Consider the following 16,459-nt stretch of genomic DNA (forward strand, 5'->3'; position numbering starts at 1 on the left):
GTAGCGTTAGAACTAAACCTGAAAACTGCGAACTGAAGACCGTTCTGCGTTAGGGATTGCAGCGGATAGCCAACAGCCCGACGAAGGAGGAGGTGCGAGGACTTGTAGCCTTTCGACTGTGCTCAAGACAGGCTCCTAGCTCGACCCTTTTGGGTAACGCCCAAATAATTTTTGGCATGTTATGTGCTAGTGTTAAGAAAAATAGTTTTGCTTTAGTCCTTTAATAGGGTTGGCACGTATATAATTTTATAGTCGGGGTTTTTATATTTATTAGCAGATTACAATAACATGAATAGATTTTTATTAGTACTTTTTTTAGTTTTAGCATTTGGTTTTACAACTGTACAAGCTCAAAATTTTAGTACGCACCAGGTTAAAAACGGAGAAACAGTTGAAGGGATTGCAAAGCGATATTTTGTTACTACTTCTGATATTTATAAGTTGAATCCTGATGCTAAAAAGGCATTAAAACCAAATACGGTTTTAATAATTCCTATATCCAAGGCTAATAGACCAAAAGTGACTGTAGATAAGCAGTTAATTGGTTTTACAGAGCATAAAACGAAGCGAAAAGAAACGCTTTATAGTTTGGCTAAAAAGTACAAAATATCTGAGGATGATATTAAAAAGCATAACAAGTTCTTGTATGCAAACCCTTTAAAGAAAGGTGATAAACTTCAAATTCCACAGTTTAAAATAACAGAAACGGTTGAGGAAGTTGCTACAACTAAAACCTACACCGTAAAGCCAAAAGAAGGGAAGTGGCGCATTGCCTATAAGTTTGGTGTTACTGTTGATGAGTTGGAAACGTTAAACCCAAATATGCCTGCAGTTTTAAATGAAGGAGCTGTTATTAATGTGCCAAATCTAGAAGCTAAGGAGCAAAAGCAATTTGACGACAAGTATAGTTATTACAAGGTTTTACCTAAAGAAGGTTTTTATCGTTTAAAATTAAAATTAGGTTTAGAGCAAGGCGATATTGAAGCGTTAAACCCAGGATTAAAGGAAACGGGTTTAAAGTCTGGAATGATTTTAAAAATACCACATACAACAAATGTTGCTACAGCAAATAGTAACGAATTGGGTGGTGCGATGCAGGAAGGGGAAGCTCGTGATTTATCTAGAAGTATATCTAATTTGGATACCAAGCATATTGCTGTTATGTTACCTTTTAGAATGCACCGAGTTGATTTTGACTCGGTAAGTGATATAAAAAGTAGTCTAAAAAGAGATCCTTATTTAGACGTGTCTTTAGATTTTCATTCGGGCGTTTTAATGGCTTTAGATTCTTTAAAAACTTTAGGTGTATCTTTAAAAGTAGATGTTTACGATACACGTTATGAGGTTAGCGAAGTATCTAGAATTTTAAGAGAAAATAATTTTGAAAATGTCGATGCCGTTATTGGGCCATTAACACCTGCGAGCTTTAATAAGGTTGCTTTAGAGTTAAAACCTTATAATGTTCCTGTAATTTCGCCAATTGGTACAAACTTAAAATTGCACGACAATGTGTTTCAATCTAGACCATCTAACGACTTATTAAAAGATAAGGTGGTTAATTTTGTTAAGTCTGACTCTACGGCTAGTAATATCATTATTATTGCCGATACTAAAAATATTACTATCGCCAATAGCTTAAAACGAGAGTTTAATGCTGCAAAAATCGTGTATTCTAGAAAGAATAAAGATGGTAAAGATGAGTTTTTTGTAACTAAAGAGGATATTGAGGGAGCGCTAAAACCGGGTAAAAACATGGTGTTTTTAGAAACACAAAATGAAGGTTATGCATCCAATGTAACGAGTGTATTAGCGTCGTTAAATAATAAAGTTAATCCTGAAAAAGTAGATGCTAAAGCAACCGAGATTGTTTTATTAACAACCAATATTAATTCGGCTTTTGAAGGCGATCAAATTAATAACTCACATTTATCGAGCTTACAGTTTCATTTTGCAGCAGCATCAAAGGAATACAGTGAAAATGACAATAATTCTTTCGTTAAAGCATACGAGAAACAATATAATATAACGCCAAATAAAAGGGCTGTTAAAGGGTTTGATTTAACTATGGATGTGGTGTTGCGTTTGGTTTCGTCTACCGATTTATATGCTTCGGTAATTAGTGCACCATTAACGGAATATGTTGAGAATAAATTTGCCTATAAAAAGAAAATTTTTGGAGGGTATTATAACGATTCTGTTTACCTAGTAAAGTACGACGATTTAACTATTGTTGAGGTTAAATAATAATACTTAAGGCTATACGTTTTATTCTTGTGAGCAAAGTTTTTCTAATTTTTATATGTCTTTTTTGTGTTCAAGATAACGAGCCGTTTTTGGTTTGGAGTGGTGCAAACAAACTGTCCTGGAACGATTTTAAGGGCGCACCTAAAATGGACGAGGCAGCAGTAGCTAATACCGCTTCTGGAATTACATTTAGATATTCGGTTACTAAAACGGATAAAGATGAGGTGGTTGGTTTTACTACCGAGGTATTTGCTCATTTTTACCCCGAAAAATCTTGGTATAAAAAAGAGCGAGCTACTACACATATTTTAGGTCACGAACAAACTCATTTTAATATAACAGAGTTATTTGCAAGAAAGTTTAGATATAGAATTAGTAAGCTGAACATTTCCAATTCTATTAAACAGGAACTTAAAATACTTTATAAAACGATTAATGCAGAACTAGCTGTGATGCAAAAAAAGTACGACAGCGAAACGGATTTTTCAAGAAATAAAGAAGCGCAAGCAACATGGGATGTTTTTATGAGATCCGAACTTGAAAAGTTTTCGAAATACGCATTAAATTAAAAACCAATTACATTTAAATTAACAAACTAAACCTATGCTGCCAGATAAACAATTTTTAATAGACTTGGCGCATACTAAAATGCCGTTTGGTAAATACAAAGACCGTTACTTAATAGACTTGCCAGAATATTATGTGGTTTGGTACCATAGTAAAGGGTTTCCAAAAGGAAAATTAGGTACTATGCTAGAACAGGTTTACGAATTAAAATTAAATGGTTTGGAAGAGTTAATTTGGAATATTAGAAAGCAATATCCTAAAAGGTAATTTATTTTTTATCGCTATAAACTTCTCCTCGGTGGGGTTTTAAGGCATCTCTTATAGGCTTCATTTGGTCTTCGTTTACAATCAAAAAAGCAAGGGTATGAAGCTCACTTAATGTTTCAACACCCGTAATGGTAATGTTCAACTTTTCTAATTGAATATATTCTTTTAAATGAATTTCGTGGTGTTCTGCTATTTTACTGGCATCTGGACCGCGAAAGTCCCAAATAAGTTTAAGTTTACGCATGTGTATTAGTTGCTGTTTTTGGGTTCAAATATAAAGCTATTAGAAACAAATATAATCTCTTGTTTTAAAGTTTAATAGTTATACTAATTAGTTTTTTTAATCGTTAGCAAAACAACTTGTATAATAGGTTTATATTATTATTTTTGTAAGCGTTGAAAATAAAATATCACGCTATATATTAGGCGTCTAAACTAAGAGGCTGTAATACTATAACTAATATTAGCGTTATGCTACGCAATCGATGAACACTTTAAAATTTAATCTGATGACATTAAGATATTTATTTACTCTGTTTTTAACTTTAGCAGCGTTAAACGTAAAGGGACAAACTGCAGAAGACGACGTGCTTTTTACCGTAGATGGCGCTCCCGTATATGCTTCGGAATTTTTAAGAGTTTACAATAAAAATTTAGATTTGGTTCAAGATGAATCGCAAAAAGATGTTGATGCTTATTTAACGCTTTTTACAAACTATAAGTTAAAGCTAAAAGAAGCCAAAAGTTTAGAGTTGGACAAGAAACCAACCTATTTAAGAGAATTATCTAGCTATAAAAAGCAATTAGCAAAAAACTATATAACAGACTCTAAGGTTACGGATGCTTTGGTTGAAGAGGCTTACGATAGAACGTTAAACGAGGTTAACGCTAACCATATTTTAGTTAAACTTAATGAAAATGCTTCACCTCAAGATTCGCTTATCGCTTTTAATAAAATAACTAAATTAAGAGAACGAGCTTTAAAAGAAGGTTTTGAAAAAGTGAGAGCAGAAGTACATAACGGACAAACCGTTTATGGCGAGAAGCTTGGTTATTTTGGTGGTTTTAAAATGGTTTATAAATTTGAAAATGCTGCATTTAATACAAATGTTGGTGATATTTCTCAACCGTTTAGAACGCGTTTTGGCTATCATATACTTCATGTTTTAGATAAACGAGAATCTAGAGGAGAGCGCACTGTTGCTCATATTATGGTAGTAGAAAATAAAAATGATTCTTTAGCAGAAAATCCAGAAGTTAGAATTCAAGATATCTATAAAAAACTAAATCAAGGTGAGGCTTTTGATGCATTGGCGAAACAGTTTTCAGACGATAAAAATTCAGCATCAAAAGGTGGTATGCTTAAAGCTTTTTCAAGTGGACAATTAAGAGCTAAGGAATTTGAAGATGTGGCGTTCGGATTAAAAAATATAGGCGATGTATCGAAACCTTTTAAAACAGATTTTGGATGGCATATTGTAAAATTACATGAAATTTCGCGAGTACCAAGTCTTAAAACTATTAAGCCGGAATTAGTAGAGAAAGTAAAACGCGATAGCAGATCTAAGCTTATTGATAAAGCACTTACCGATAAACTAAGAGCTAAGTATTCAATTAGCGATACGCCACCAAATTTAAACTATTTCATTTCTATTTTAAATGATGATTATTTTAAGAAAACTTGGAAGCTTCCATCGGATTTTGCAGGTAATCAACCTTTAGTTGCGATTGGAGACAAAAAATTAACGTATAACGATTTTGGTGTGTATTTAACTAACACGCAGCGTAACACTTCGGTTAAAGAAGCTTTTAAGAGATTAGTATCAAATAAATACGAAGCCTTTTTAAATGAAAACTTAATCGATTATCAAGAAACGCATTTAGAAGAGGATAATGAAGATTATGCAAATATTGTGGCAGAATATAGAGATGGGTTATTGTTATTCGATTTAATGGAAACAACCATTTGGAATGCTTCAAAAACAGATTCTACAGGTATTCGAAATTATTACGATAGCCATAAGACTGATTATATGCAGGAAGAGCGTATAGATGCGATTGTGGCAACATCACCTAAACAAAAAACATTAAAAAAAGTATCGAAACTACTTAATGAAAATATGCCAATAGATCGTATTAAATCATTAGTGAACAGTAATGATAATGTCGATGTTATTTTTACTTCAGATGTTATGGATGCTAGCCATCAAACCCTTCCTAAGAAATTCAACTTCAAAAAAGGAGTATCTAAAATTTATAAGCATAACGATGCTTTTGTGGTAGTCAAGGTTAAAGAAATATTTCCAAAAGCACAAAAAACGTTCGATGTAGCTAAAGGCGCTGTAACTAGCGATTATCAAAATTATAAAGAAGAAAATTGGCTTAAAGCCTTAAAGGCTAAATATAAAATTGATGTTAATCAAGACGTTTTACAAGCGGTAAAAACTAAACTTAATAAATAAGCGTGCGTAAAAAAATATTTATTCTGTTAGTTTTAGTGTCGGTTTGCTCATGCGAGTTTTTAAAAACATCCGATGAAGGCAGCCCAATAGCACGCGTAAATGAAAACTACTTGTATTTAGATGATATTGAAGATTTAGTCTCCGAAGATGCCTCGCAAGAGGATAGCACCTTAATAGTGCAAAATTTTATTAAGCGTTGGGCTACACAACAATTACTTGTTGATGGTGCAAAACTAAATTTAGGAGAAGATAAACAAGTCGCCTTTGACAGGTTGGTACAACAATACAAAAACGATTTGTATAGTAAAGCCTACATACAGGCGCTGGTGGAACGCAGTGTAGATAGAAAAGTGTCGTTTGAAGAGGCTGAGATTTACTACAATAATAACAAGGAGGTTTTTAAATTAAATGAAGAGCTTATTAAGTTCCGTTACATCCATGTAAATGAAAACATCATTGATTTTGATAATATTAAAAAGAAACTGAAACGCTATAATAGCGAAGATAGAAAGGCACTAGATTCTATTTCCATTCAGTTTAAATCCTATTCGCTTAACGACTCCATTTGGATTAAATTGAGTCAAGTTATTAAGAAAATTCCAGCTGTAAATTCTGAAAATAGAAATCAACTGTTAAAAAAATCTAATTTTGTACAACTCAAAGATTCATTAGGAGTATATTTGATGCAAATTAATGATGTTTTGGTTAGAAACGATACGGCACCATTGGAATATGTTAAGCCAACTATCGACCAAATAGTTATTAACAAGCGTAAGCTTGAGTTTATAAGAGAATTAGAAAAAGATATCACCAAAGATGCGATTAAAAACAAACAATTTGAAATATACAATTAACCTTAAATACGTATTTTCTTTATGCGTAGCCTTAGTAACAGCAAATGCTGTAAATGCTCAAGAGATTATTGAAGATGAAGTTAAAGAGGTAGTTACTAAAAAAGTAGATTCTGTTGATACATCAAATGCTAGAAAGGTAGATGGTGTAGCAGCCGTGGTTGGTGATTTTATAGTTTTAGAGTCGGATATTCAAAAAGAAAAAGATCAAATAACAGCAAGTGGAGGATCTATTGAAGGGGTAGAAGATTGCGAATTATTTGGTTTAATGTTAGAAAGAAAACTATATGCACATCATGCTATTCAAGATAGTATTCCTGTTTCTGATGCCGAAGTAAGAAAAAATGTAGATTATCAAATCCAACAGTTTTTACAACAAACAAATGGCTCTATGGAGCGTCTTTTAGAATTTTATAAGAAGGACGACGAGAAAACATTTAGAGATGAAATGTTTGAAATCAACAAATCAAACTTATTAGCACAAAGAATGCAAGCGCGTATTGTTGAAGAAATTGAAATTACTCCAGAGGAAGTAAGAGATTTTTTTAATAAAATTCCTGAAGATCAAAGACCAACGTTTGGAACAGAACTTAAAGTAGCGCAAATTGTTGCAGAACCTAAAGTTTCAGAAGAAGAACGCGAACGTGTTATTAACCGTTTAAAGCAATTTAAAGCAGATATTATAGAGCGTGGTGCAAGTTTCCGTTCTAAAGCTGTATTGTATTCTCAAGATCCAGGGTCGGCGAGTAAAGGAGGTAAATACACACTTAACAAGAAGCAACCAAGAATGGTTAAAGAGTTTAGACAAGTAGCCTTTGCTTTGCAAGAAGGAGAAGTGTCAGAGCCTTTTAAAACAGATTTTGGATATCATATTATAACTTTAGAGAAAATTAGAGGTCAAGAGTACGATGTGGCTCATATTTTATTAACGCCTAAAGTATCTAGTGAGGCTGTTACAGAAGCTAAAGAGCGCTTAGAAAAAGTAAGAGAGCGTATCGTAGCTGGCGATATTACGTTTGCTGATGCCGCAAGAGAAATAAGTGACGAGAAAGAAACTCGAGGTGATGGAGGTCAATTAATTAACCCAACAACACAAGATTATAATTTTGAGTTAACCAGAATGGATCCAGAATTATACGCTCAAATTCAAAACTTAAAAGACAACGAAGTTAGTTTAGTTTTAAGAGAAGAAGATAGAACAGGAGGACAGAAGTTTAAACTTTTAATGGTTACAGATAGAATCGATGAGCACACTGCAGATTACGCTCGCGATTATCTAAAAATTAAAGATTTAGCTTTAGAAGAAAAGAAAATTAGAGCTATTGAAAAATGGCAAGATGAAAAAATACTTGATACTTACGTTAAAATAAGTAAAGAGCATAGATCTTGTGAATTTTCTGGTAACTGGTTAAAAAAATAAAAAAGTATGTCGGACGTTGCTGCTATTGAAGAATTTGTAAAAAAGTTTAAAGCTTTAAAAACTGAAATTTCCAAAGTTATTATTGGACAGGACGAAGTTGTTACCCAAATACTTATTTCAATTTTTTCTGGCGGACATTCACTATTAATTGGTGTTCCTGGTTTAGCAAAAACATTAATGGTTAATACTATTGCGCAGGCCTTAGGATTAGATTTTAAACGTATTCAGTTTACACCAGATTTAATGCCTAGTGATATTTTAGGCAGTGAAATTTTAGATGAAGACCGCCATTTTAAATTTATAAAAGGGCCTATTTTCGCAAATATTATTTTAGCCGACGAAATTAATAGAACACCACCTAAAACTCAAGCAGCTTTATTAGAGGCTATGCAAGAACGCTCGGTTACAGTGGCTGGTCATCGTTATAATTTAGATTTACCATATTTTGTTTTAGCAACACAAAACCCAATAGAGCAGGAAGGAACATATCCGTTACCCGAAGCGCAGTTGGACCGTTTTATGTTTGCTATTAATTTAGATTATCCAACATACCAAGAAGAAGTACAGGTTGTAAAAGCAACAACGTCTGATGTTAAGGTAAAAGTAAACGCTTTGTTTACGGCTAAAGAAATAGTTGAATTTCAAAGTCTAATTCGTCGTATTCCTATAGCCGATAATGTTATTGAGTATGCCGTTTCAATGGTTGGTAAAACAAGACCAAATAGCGATGCAGCACCAGAGCTTATAAAAAACTATGTCGATTGGGGTGCAGGACCAAGAGCCTCTCAAAACTTAGTATTAGCAGCAAAAACACATGCTGCTATACAAGGTAAGTTTTCACCAGATATCGAAAATATACAAGCGGTTTCGCAAAGTATCTTACGTCATAGAATTATTAAAAATTATAAGGCCGAGGCCGAAGGTGTTTCAGAAGAGCAAATTATTAAAAGTTTATTTTAATAGCTTTACATTGAATAAACTTCGATGTATATAAACCTTAAAAATAGAATCTTCGGATTAGATGTGCTTAGAGCAATAGCCATTCTATTGGTGTTGTTTTCTCATTCTACGTTATTACTTTTTCCTAATCAACAACATATTATAATAACCGTCATTCAATTTTTTGGTACAGTTGGAGTCGATTTATTTTTTGTTTTAAGTGGTTTTTTAATAGGAACTATACTTTTAAAACAATTACAAAAGGGAGAAACAAAATTTAAAGATTTTGGTTATTTCTGGGTTAGACGTTGGTTTAGAACCTTACCAAATTATTTTTTAATCTTACTTATAAACATAGCCTTATTATGGGCTTTAAAAGGAGAAGTTATAAATGGTATAGCCGGCTATTTTGGGTTTATTCAAAATTTCAACAGTCCACATCCCGATTTTTTTACCGAAGCATGGAGCTTATCTATTGAAGAGTATGCCTATATAATAGGACCATTAATAATGTTTGGCTTAGTATATTGCTTCAAGAAAACGAGTTATAATACGCTGTTTTTAATAACCATTTTTTCTGTAATATTTGGGGTTACTTGTTTTAGGTTTAATTTTCATGTTAATAACAGTATTGAGTCTATGCACGATTGGAGTCAGCATATTCGCAAGGTTGTTATTTACAGAATCGATAGCATCTATTATGGTTTTTTGGTGGCTTTTTTAATCTATAATTTTAATATGTTAATTGTAAAGTATAAAAATTTGCTTTTCGGTTTAGGTCTTGTTCTTTTTTTAGGCATACATGTTTTAATTTTTAGTTTTGGTGTACAGCCAGAAAACGCAACACTCTTTTTTAATATTTTCTACCTACCATTATTGTCCATAAGTTTATTATTATTGTTTCCTTTTTTTCTAGAGTGGAAGCCTAAAAGGTTTTTTAACTCACAAATCACTTCCATTAGTATATGGTCTTATGGGTTATACTTGGTTAATTACTCTATAGTGTTACTCACAATTCAGCATTTTGTAGATATTAACTCGCAATCAAGTATTGTAAAATTAATAATTCTGGTCGCCTATTGGCTTATTTCATTTTTACTGGCTTATTTATTATATAAGTTTTTTGAAAATCCTATAACTAATTTAAGAGATTCAAGATATATTAAACGGTTTATTTACGATTAGCTTGAAAAATTGTTAGTTTATTTAGTGAAATGATAAAAAATAGACAATCAAATAAATAAATAATACTACTATAATAAATAACTATAATTACTTGTTGTATTCCATAGTTTCTTTTTAAAACTTTGCTTTAAATTCTTTAAGTTTGCAAGGACTAAAAAAACAACTCTAAAATAATATTACATGGCATGGAATGTAAGTATTCATGTCATTTTAACATTGAAAACAAATTCTTTTATGAACACGTATAACGACTATCTTAAGCAGATCGAAGAGCGAAAAGGCCAGGGGCTTCATCCACAACCTATTGATGGAGCGGAATTATTGAGTGAAATTATTGCTCAAATTAAAGATGTACATAATGAGTATAGAGAAGATTCTCTTAACTTTTTTATTTATAACGTATTGCCTGGTACTACGAGTGCTGCTAGTGTAAAAGCTAAGTTTTTAAAAGAAATTATTTTAGGAGAGTCTATAGTTGCTGAAATCACTCCTGCTTTTGCTTTCGAGCAATTGTCTCACATGAAAGGTGGACCTTCTATAGAAGTTTTATTAGCTTTAGCTTTAGGAGAAGATGTTGCTATTGCTGCAGAGGCTGCTAAAGTATTAAAAACACAAGTGTTTTTATACGAGGCAGATATGGAACTTTTAGAGGATGCTTACAAAGCAGGAAACCCAATTGCTAAAGAATTATTAGAAAGCTACTCGCAAGCAGAATTCTTTACCAAGTTACCGGATGTTGAGGAAGAAATTGAAGTGGTAACTTATATAGCAGGTGTTGGTGATATCTCTACAGATTTATTATCTCCAGGTGCTGATGCACACTCAAGATCAGATCGTGAATTACACGGTCAGTGTATGTTTGAGCATAACAAAGACATGCAAAACGAATTGTTAGCTTTAAAAGAGCAACACCCAGATAAACGTGTGATGTTAATCGCCGAAAAAGGTACTATGGGAGTTGGATCTTCAAGAATGTCTGGTGTAAATAACGTAGCGTTATGGACTGGTGTTCCTTTTAGCCCTTACGTGCCATTTATCAATTTTGCTCCTGTAATTGCTGGAACAAATGGTATTGCACCAATTTTCTTAACAACTGTTGGAGTAACTGGTGGTATTGGTATCGATTTAAAAAACTGGGTACAACAAAAGGATGCAGACGGTAATACTGTTGTAGATGCTGATGGAGAACCAGTTTTAGAAGAAGTTTATTCTGTAGCTACAGGTACGGTATTAACCATTAATACAAAAACAAAAAAATTATATAACGGAGATAAAGAGTTAAAAGATATTTCTGCTGCATTAACACCACCAAAAATGGAGTTTATCAAAGCAGGAGGTTCTTACGCTGTTGTTTTCGGTAAAAAATTACAAACTTTAGCTTGTAAAATATTAGGAATAGATATTCCTCAAGTTTACGCACCTTCTAAAGAAGTATCTGTTGAAGGACAAGGTTTAACAGCTGTTGAAAAAATATTCAACAAAAATGCTGTTGGAAATACTCCAGGTAAAACATTACATGCAGGTTCTAATGTGCGTGTTGAAGTAAACATTGTAGGGTCTCAAGATACTACAGGTTTAATGACATCTCAAGAATTAGAGATGATGGCAGCGACTATCATTTCTCCAATTGTAGATGCGGGTTACCAATCGGGTTGTCATACAGCTTCTGTTTGGGATGATAGATCTAAGGCTAACATTCCTAGATTAATGAGTTTTATGAACGATTTTGGTTTAATTACAGCACGTGACCCTAAAGGACAATATCACGCTATGACCGATGTAATTCATAAAGTATTAAATGACATTACTGTAGATGATTGGGATATTATTATTGGTGGAGATTCTCATACACGTATGTCTAAAGGTGTAGCTTTTGGAGCCGATTCAGGAACTGTTGCCTTAGCATTAGCTACAGGTGAGGCTACTATGCCAATTCCAGAATCTGTAAAGGTTACTTTTAAAGGTGAAATGAGAAGCTTCATGGATTTCCGTGATGTGGTACACGCTACACAACAACAAATGTTAAAGCAGTTTGGTGGAGAAAACGTATTCCAAGGAAGAATCATAGAGGTTCATATTGGTACGCTTACTGCCGATCAAGCCTTTACATTTACAGATTGGACTGCAGAGATGAAAGCTAAGGCTTCTATTTGTATTTCAGAAGAAGAAACATTGATTGAATCATTAGAAATTTCAAAAGGTCGTATCCAAATCATGATTGATAAGGGTATGGATAATGACAATAAAGTACTTCAAGGTTTAGTTGATAAAGCAAATGCTAGAATACAGGAATTAAAGACAGGTATTAAACCAGCTTTAAAACCAGATGCTGATGCAAACTATTATGCTGATGTTGTTATTGATTTAGACGAAATTGCTGAACCAATGATTGCCGATCCAGATGTAAATAATGATGATGTATCTAAACGTTATACACATGATACTATTCGTCCATTATCTTTCTACGGAGGAACTAAACAAGTAGATTTAGGATTTATTGGATCTTGTATGATTCATAAAGGAGATATGCAGATTTTAGCTCAAATGCTTAAAAACATTGAAGCACAACATGGTAAAGTTGAATTTAAAGCACCTTTAGTAGTGGCACCTCCAACATATAATATTGTTGATGAGTTAAAAGCTGAAGGCGATTGGGAAATTTTAGTTAAGTATTCAGGATTTGAATTTGACGATAGCGCACCAAAAGGGTTAGCACGTACTAAATACGAAAACATGTTGTATTTAGAGCGTCCAGGTTGTAATCTTTGTATGGGTAACCAAGAAAAAGCAGAACCAGGAGATACGGTAATGGCAACATCTACGCGTTTATTCCAAGGTCGTGTTGTAAAAGATACTGGCGAGAAAAAAGGTGAATCTTTATTATCATCTACACCTGTTGTAGTATTATCTACAATTTTGGGTAGAACACCAACTATGGCAGAGTATGAAGCCGCTGTTGATGGTATTGTTTTAACTAAGTTTAAACCTTCTACAAAGCAATTAGTAAGCTAATTTATAGGTTATATAGTAATATTTATAAATCCCGAGTCTGTCTAGATTCGGGATTTTGTTTTCAATACAATTAGTTATCTTGCTCACTTTAAAACTTAATACATAATTATGTTAGGCATTTTATTAATCTACTTTATAGGAAAGCGATTTTACGACTTAGCAGAGGAATACAACCAAAACAAATGGCTTTACGCTATTTTAGGTGTGGTTTTATATTATGTATCCAGTTTTGTTTTCGGAATGCTTATAGCCTTGTTGGATATATATGTGTTCGATTGGGGAATTGATTGGGATAATAATTTTGGAGCTAATTTTATTGGCTTACCAGCAGCATTATTGGCATTATGGGGCTTTTACATGTTTTTAGAAAGTAAATGGAAAAAATCGGTAGTAGTTGTTAAAGATGAAATTGATGATATTGGTAAAAATATAGAGGATATCTAATCTTTACTAACATACCGTAAATCCAACATGTTTATAGGGTTAATACCTAAACCTTTTACATTTTTTCTAGTAAAACGAACAACTTCATCGTAAAATAATGGTACCATTAGCGCCTTATCCATGGCTAAGGAATCCATTTTGGTATACAAATGTTTCCGTTTTTCAATATCGGTTATGGTAAAGGCTTTGTTGTAAAGACTATCAAACATGTCGTTTTTATAATGAAAGTAATTAGAGCCACCAGGAGCAAAGTTTTTGCTGTAAAAAATAGATAAGTAGTTTTCGGCATCTAAATAATCGGCAATCCAAGAACTTCTAAACATATCTACTTTTCCGTTAGATCGGGCAGATCTTAAGGTTGCTTCTGGCAACACATCAACATTAATTTGTAAGCCTGTTTTTTCAAGTTCACGTTGTATAAATTCACAAAAACTTAAATAATTACTTGTGGTATTTAAAGTGATTTCCGGGTTACTAATACCACTTTCAGCTTTAAATTGTTCAACGAGTTGCTTTGCTAGTTGTGGTTTATAGCTAAAACCTATAGACGTGTCATGTCCTGGTAAACCTTTAGGAATAAAGCCACCATTTGCAGGGTTTCCAATACCATTACGTAAATACAGCATCATTTTTTTTCTGTCAAAACCATAATTAATGGCTTTTCTAATAAGCTCCGACTGTATTTCTGGCGATTTAGAATCTAAATAAAACCCAAGATATTCAGAGTTTAAATATGGCCCTCGAATCATATCAACGCTTTGGTTGTATTTGGCTCTGAGTTTGCCATCGGCCGTTAACAGTTCATCCTTGTAGGACGCATCTAAACCGGATAAATAATCAATATTACCTTGAGCAAATTGTAAAAATTCACTTTGCTTATCGGGCAAAAAGGTAAGTGCCACAGCTTCTAAATATGGAAGTTTATTACCTACGCTGTCTGTTTCAAAATAATTTTCATTCTTTCTAAAAACAAGTTTTATGTTTTCTTCCCAACGTTTAAATTTAAAAGGTCCTGTTCCTATAGGGTTAGCACGAAAATCGGTACCGTAATGTTCTACAATTTCTTGAGGTAAAACAGAGCAATACTTCATGGCTAAAAGCCCTATAAAAGCGGGGAAAGGTTGTTTTAAGTTAATTTGGAAAATAGTATCGTTAATAGCTTTAAAGTCATCAACCTTGTTTAAAACCCAACTGCCAGGAGCAGCAATTTTTTCGTCTCTTAATCGGTTTAAGCTATAAGTAAAATCTTTAGCAACAACGGTTCTAGTAGAGTCTTTACCAAATAATTCGTGTTTATGGAAGTAAACATCGTTTCGTAAATTAAAAGTATAAATTAAACCATCTTGAGATACGTTCCAACTTTTAGCAATAGATGGTAAAAGATTTAAGTTGTTATCCAGCTGTAGTAAGCCATTATATAGTTGATTAGACACCGAATTATCTTGAAGTGTTCTCGAAAATGCGGGGTCTAAAGTGTTAATATTAGCATATTCATTATAACGAAATACGAGATGATCATTTTTTTTAGAAGCATCATTATGGCATGAAAAAAGAAAAAACATGATACAACTAACTGATAAGTAGTTGATTATTTGTGTTTTAATAGTTTTTTTCATGTAAGTTATAAATTGTAAATTTGCAATCTTTTAATGGTAAAGATAAATTTTAAATTACCTTGAAACAAGTTCGGATTAACAAATTATAATGAATAAAAAAGTCGCATTTTATACTTTAGGTTGCAAACTAAATTTTTCAGAAACCTCTACCATTGCTAGAAATTTTAACAATGAAGGGTTTGATAGGGTCGATTTTGCTGAAAAAGCAGATATTTATGTTATAAACACATGCTCTGTAACAGAAAATGCCGATAAGCGCTTTAAAACGATTGTAAAGCAAGCTCAAAAAGCTAATCCAGATGCTTTTGTGGCAGCTGTAGGGTGTTATGCCCAATTAAAACCACAGGAATTAGCCGATGTTAATGGTGTGGATTTAGTACTTGGAGCAACCGAAAAATTTAAGATTACTGATTATATTAACGACCTCTCTAAAAACGATTTTGGCGAAGTGCATTCTTGCGAGATTGAAGAAGCCGATTTTTACGTAGGTAGTTACTCCATAGGCGACAGAACACGAGCATTTTTAAAGGTTCAAGATGGTTGCGATTATAAATGTACTTACTGTACTATTCCTTTGGCACGTGGTATTTCACGAAGTGATACTATGGCAAATGTTTTAGAAAATGCTAGAGAAATATCGGCTAAAAACATAAAAGAAATTGTTTTAACAGGTGTTAATATTGGCGATTATGGTAAAGGTGAGTTTGGTAATAAAAAACACGAGCATACTTTTTTAGATTTAGTAACCGAGTTAGATAAGGTAGAAGGTATCGAGCGTTTACGTATTTCTTCCATTGAACCCAATTTACTTAAAAATGACACTATAGATTTGGTTTCGAAATCTAGAGCTTTTGTACCTCATTTTCATATTCCGTTGCAATCTGGTAGTAACGACATTCTTAAAAAAATGAAACGCCGTTACATGCGTGAGTTATATGTGGATCGTGTTGCTAAAATAAAAGAGGTTATGCCCCATGCTTGTATTGGAGTAGATGTTATTGTTGGTTTTCCGGGAGAAACAGACGAGCATTTTTTAGAAACCTATAATTTTTTAACAGATTTAGATATTTCGTATTTGCATGTTTTTACCTATTCGGAACGCGATAATACCGAGGCAGCTACTATGGATAATGTCGTGCCAAATAATGTTAGAAGTAAACGTAGTAAGATGCTACGTGGTTTATCGGTTAAAAAGCGTCGTGCCTTTTACGAGAGTCAATTAAAGTCTACACGTACTGTATTATTTGAAAGTGAAAATAAAGCAGGTTATATTCATGGGTTTACCGAAAACTATGTAAAAGTTAAAACACCATGGAATCCAAAATTAGTAAATACATTGCATCAAGTAGAATTAACCGAAATAGATGATGATGGTCTTGTACGATTAAAGTTTGTGGAGACTTTAATAAAAGCTAATTAACTAATTTATCGAGTTTTTAAGTTGTTCACCTC

At 33.0% G+C, this 16,459-nt stretch carries 13 protein-coding genes; 11 read left to right on the plus strand and 2 right to left on the minus strand.

Annotated elements, in window-relative coordinates:
- The first annotated feature begins 288 nt into the window (after window positions 1–288).
- Genes HNQ90_RS06030 through HNQ90_RS06040 form a run of 3 tightly spaced genes read left to right on the plus strand, consistent with a single transcriptional unit; the run spans window position 289 to window position 3,078 of the window.
- Entirely contained in the window at window positions 289–2,244 is a 1,956-nt protein-coding gene (locus HNQ90_RS06030) for a LysM peptidoglycan-binding domain-containing protein (RefSeq protein ID WP_144116983.1), read from the plus strand.
- 29 nt (window positions 2,245–2,273) lie between these two features.
- Complete coding sequence (locus tag HNQ90_RS06035) at window positions 2,274–2,813, plus strand: DUF922 domain-containing protein (protein ID WP_221279769.1); 540 nt, start codon at window positions 2,274–2,276, stop codon at window positions 2,811–2,813.
- Between the two features lie 34 nt (window positions 2,814–2,847).
- Entirely contained in the window at window positions 2,848–3,078 is a 231-nt protein-coding gene (locus HNQ90_RS06040; protein WP_092851994.1) for a DUF3820 family protein, read from the plus strand.
- 1 nt (window position 3,079) lies between these two features.
- Here HNQ90_RS06040 and HNQ90_RS06045 read toward each other — a convergent pair whose 3' ends face one another.
- Window positions 3,080–3,322, minus strand: a complete 243-nt coding sequence (locus HNQ90_RS06045; RefSeq protein ID WP_144116985.1) for a hypothetical protein — start codon at window positions 3,320–3,322, stop codon at window positions 3,080–3,082.
- 265 nt (window positions 3,323–3,587) lie between these two features.
- On the opposite strand from HNQ90_RS06045, the gene HNQ90_RS06050 reads away from it, so the two are divergent.
- From HNQ90_RS06050 to HNQ90_RS06080, 7 genes are all read left to right on the plus strand, one after another.
- Entirely contained in the window at window positions 3,588–5,540 is a 1,953-nt protein-coding gene (locus tag HNQ90_RS06050; protein WP_144116986.1) for a peptidylprolyl isomerase, read from the plus strand.
- 2 nt (window positions 5,541–5,542) lie between these two features.
- Window positions 5,543–6,394, plus strand: coding sequence for a peptidyl-prolyl cis-trans isomerase (locus tag HNQ90_RS06055; RefSeq protein WP_144116987.1), 852 nt, complete (start codon window positions 5,543–5,545; stop codon window positions 6,392–6,394).
- Window positions 6,357–7,811: a peptidylprolyl isomerase gene (locus tag HNQ90_RS06060; protein WP_144116988.1), complete on the plus strand. Its 1,455-nt coding sequence runs from the start codon at window positions 6,357–6,359 to the stop codon at window positions 7,809–7,811. Before HNQ90_RS06055 ends, HNQ90_RS06060 begins: the two co-directional genes overlap by 38 nt.
- A 6-nt stretch (window positions 7,812–7,817) precedes the next feature.
- Entirely contained in the window at window positions 7,818–8,771 is a 954-nt protein-coding gene (locus tag HNQ90_RS06065; RefSeq protein ID WP_144116989.1) for an AAA family ATPase, read from the plus strand.
- Between the two features lie 24 nt (window positions 8,772–8,795).
- Window positions 8,796–9,935 carry an acyltransferase family protein gene (locus tag HNQ90_RS06070; RefSeq protein ID WP_144116990.1) on the plus strand — a complete coding sequence of 380 codons (1,140 nt, stop codon included), beginning with the start codon at window positions 8,796–8,798 and terminating at the stop codon, window positions 9,933–9,935.
- Between the two features lie 234 nt (window positions 9,936–10,169).
- Window positions 10,170–12,947: a bifunctional aconitate hydratase 2/2-methylisocitrate dehydratase gene (locus tag HNQ90_RS06075; RefSeq protein WP_144117376.1), complete on the plus strand. Its 2,778-nt coding sequence runs from the start codon at window positions 10,170–10,172 to the stop codon at window positions 12,945–12,947.
- Window positions 12,948–13,055: 108 nt separating this feature from the next.
- On the plus strand, window positions 13,056–13,391 hold the full coding sequence (locus tag HNQ90_RS06080) for a hypothetical protein (RefSeq protein ID WP_144116991.1): 336 nt from the start codon (window positions 13,056–13,058) through the stop codon (window positions 13,389–13,391).
- Here HNQ90_RS06080 and HNQ90_RS06085 read toward each other — a convergent pair.
- The gene (locus HNQ90_RS06085; RefSeq protein WP_144116992.1) at window positions 13,388–15,007 is read right to left on the minus strand and encodes an ABC transporter substrate-binding protein; all 1,620 of its coding nucleotides are present in this window, start codon (window positions 15,005–15,007) and stop codon (window positions 13,388–13,390) included. The genes HNQ90_RS06080 and HNQ90_RS06085 overlap by 4 nt on opposite strands.
- Window positions 15,008–15,095: 88 nt before the next feature.
- On the opposite strand from HNQ90_RS06085, the gene mtaB reads away from it, so the two are divergent.
- Window positions 15,096–16,427, plus strand: coding sequence for a tRNA (N(6)-L-threonylcarbamoyladenosine(37)-C(2))-methylthiotransferase MtaB (gene mtaB / locus HNQ90_RS06090; protein WP_172625892.1), 1,332 nt, complete (start codon window positions 15,096–15,098; stop codon window positions 16,425–16,427).
- The last annotated feature ends 32 nt before the right edge of the window (window positions 16,428–16,459 follow it).

Source organism: Algibacter amylolyticus (assembly GCF_014202225.1).
In the GTDB taxonomy this organism is placed as follows: domain Bacteria; phylum Bacteroidota; class Bacteroidia; order Flavobacteriales; family Flavobacteriaceae; genus Algibacter_B; species Algibacter_B amylolyticus.

Coding starts and splice junctions, on each gene's coding strand:
- HNQ90_RS06030 (WP_144116983.1), top strand. CDS start 289: ATGAATAGATTTTTATTAGTACTTTTTTTAGTTTTAGCATTTGGTTTT.
- HNQ90_RS06040 (WP_092851994.1), top strand. CDS start 2,848: ATGCTGCCAGATAAACAATTTTTAATAGACTTGGCGCATACTAAAATG.
- HNQ90_RS06045 (WP_144116985.1), bottom strand. CDS start 3,322: ATGCGTAAACTTAAACTTATTTGGGACTTTCGCGGTCCAGATGCCAGT.
- HNQ90_RS06050 (WP_144116986.1), top strand. CDS start 3,588: ATGACATTAAGATATTTATTTACTCTGTTTTTAACTTTAGCAGCGTTA.
- HNQ90_RS06060 (WP_144116988.1), top strand. CDS start 6,357: ATGCGATTAAAAACAAACAATTTGAAATATACAATTAACCTTAAATAC.
- HNQ90_RS06065 (WP_144116989.1), top strand. CDS start 7,818: ATGTCGGACGTTGCTGCTATTGAAGAATTTGTAAAAAAGTTTAAAGCT.
- HNQ90_RS06070 (WP_144116990.1), top strand. CDS start 8,796: ATGTATATAAACCTTAAAAATAGAATCTTCGGATTAGATGTGCTTAGA.
- HNQ90_RS06075 (WP_144117376.1), top strand. CDS start 10,170: ATGAACACGTATAACGACTATCTTAAGCAGATCGAAGAGCGAAAAGGC.
- HNQ90_RS06080 (WP_144116991.1), top strand. CDS start 13,056: ATGTTAGGCATTTTATTAATCTACTTTATAGGAAAGCGATTTTACGAC.
- HNQ90_RS06085 (WP_144116992.1), bottom strand. CDS start 15,007: ATGAAAAAAACTATTAAAACACAAATAATCAACTACTTATCAGTTAGT.
- mtaB (WP_172625892.1), top strand. CDS start 15,096: ATGAATAAAAAAGTCGCATTTTATACTTTAGGTTGCAAACTAAATTTT.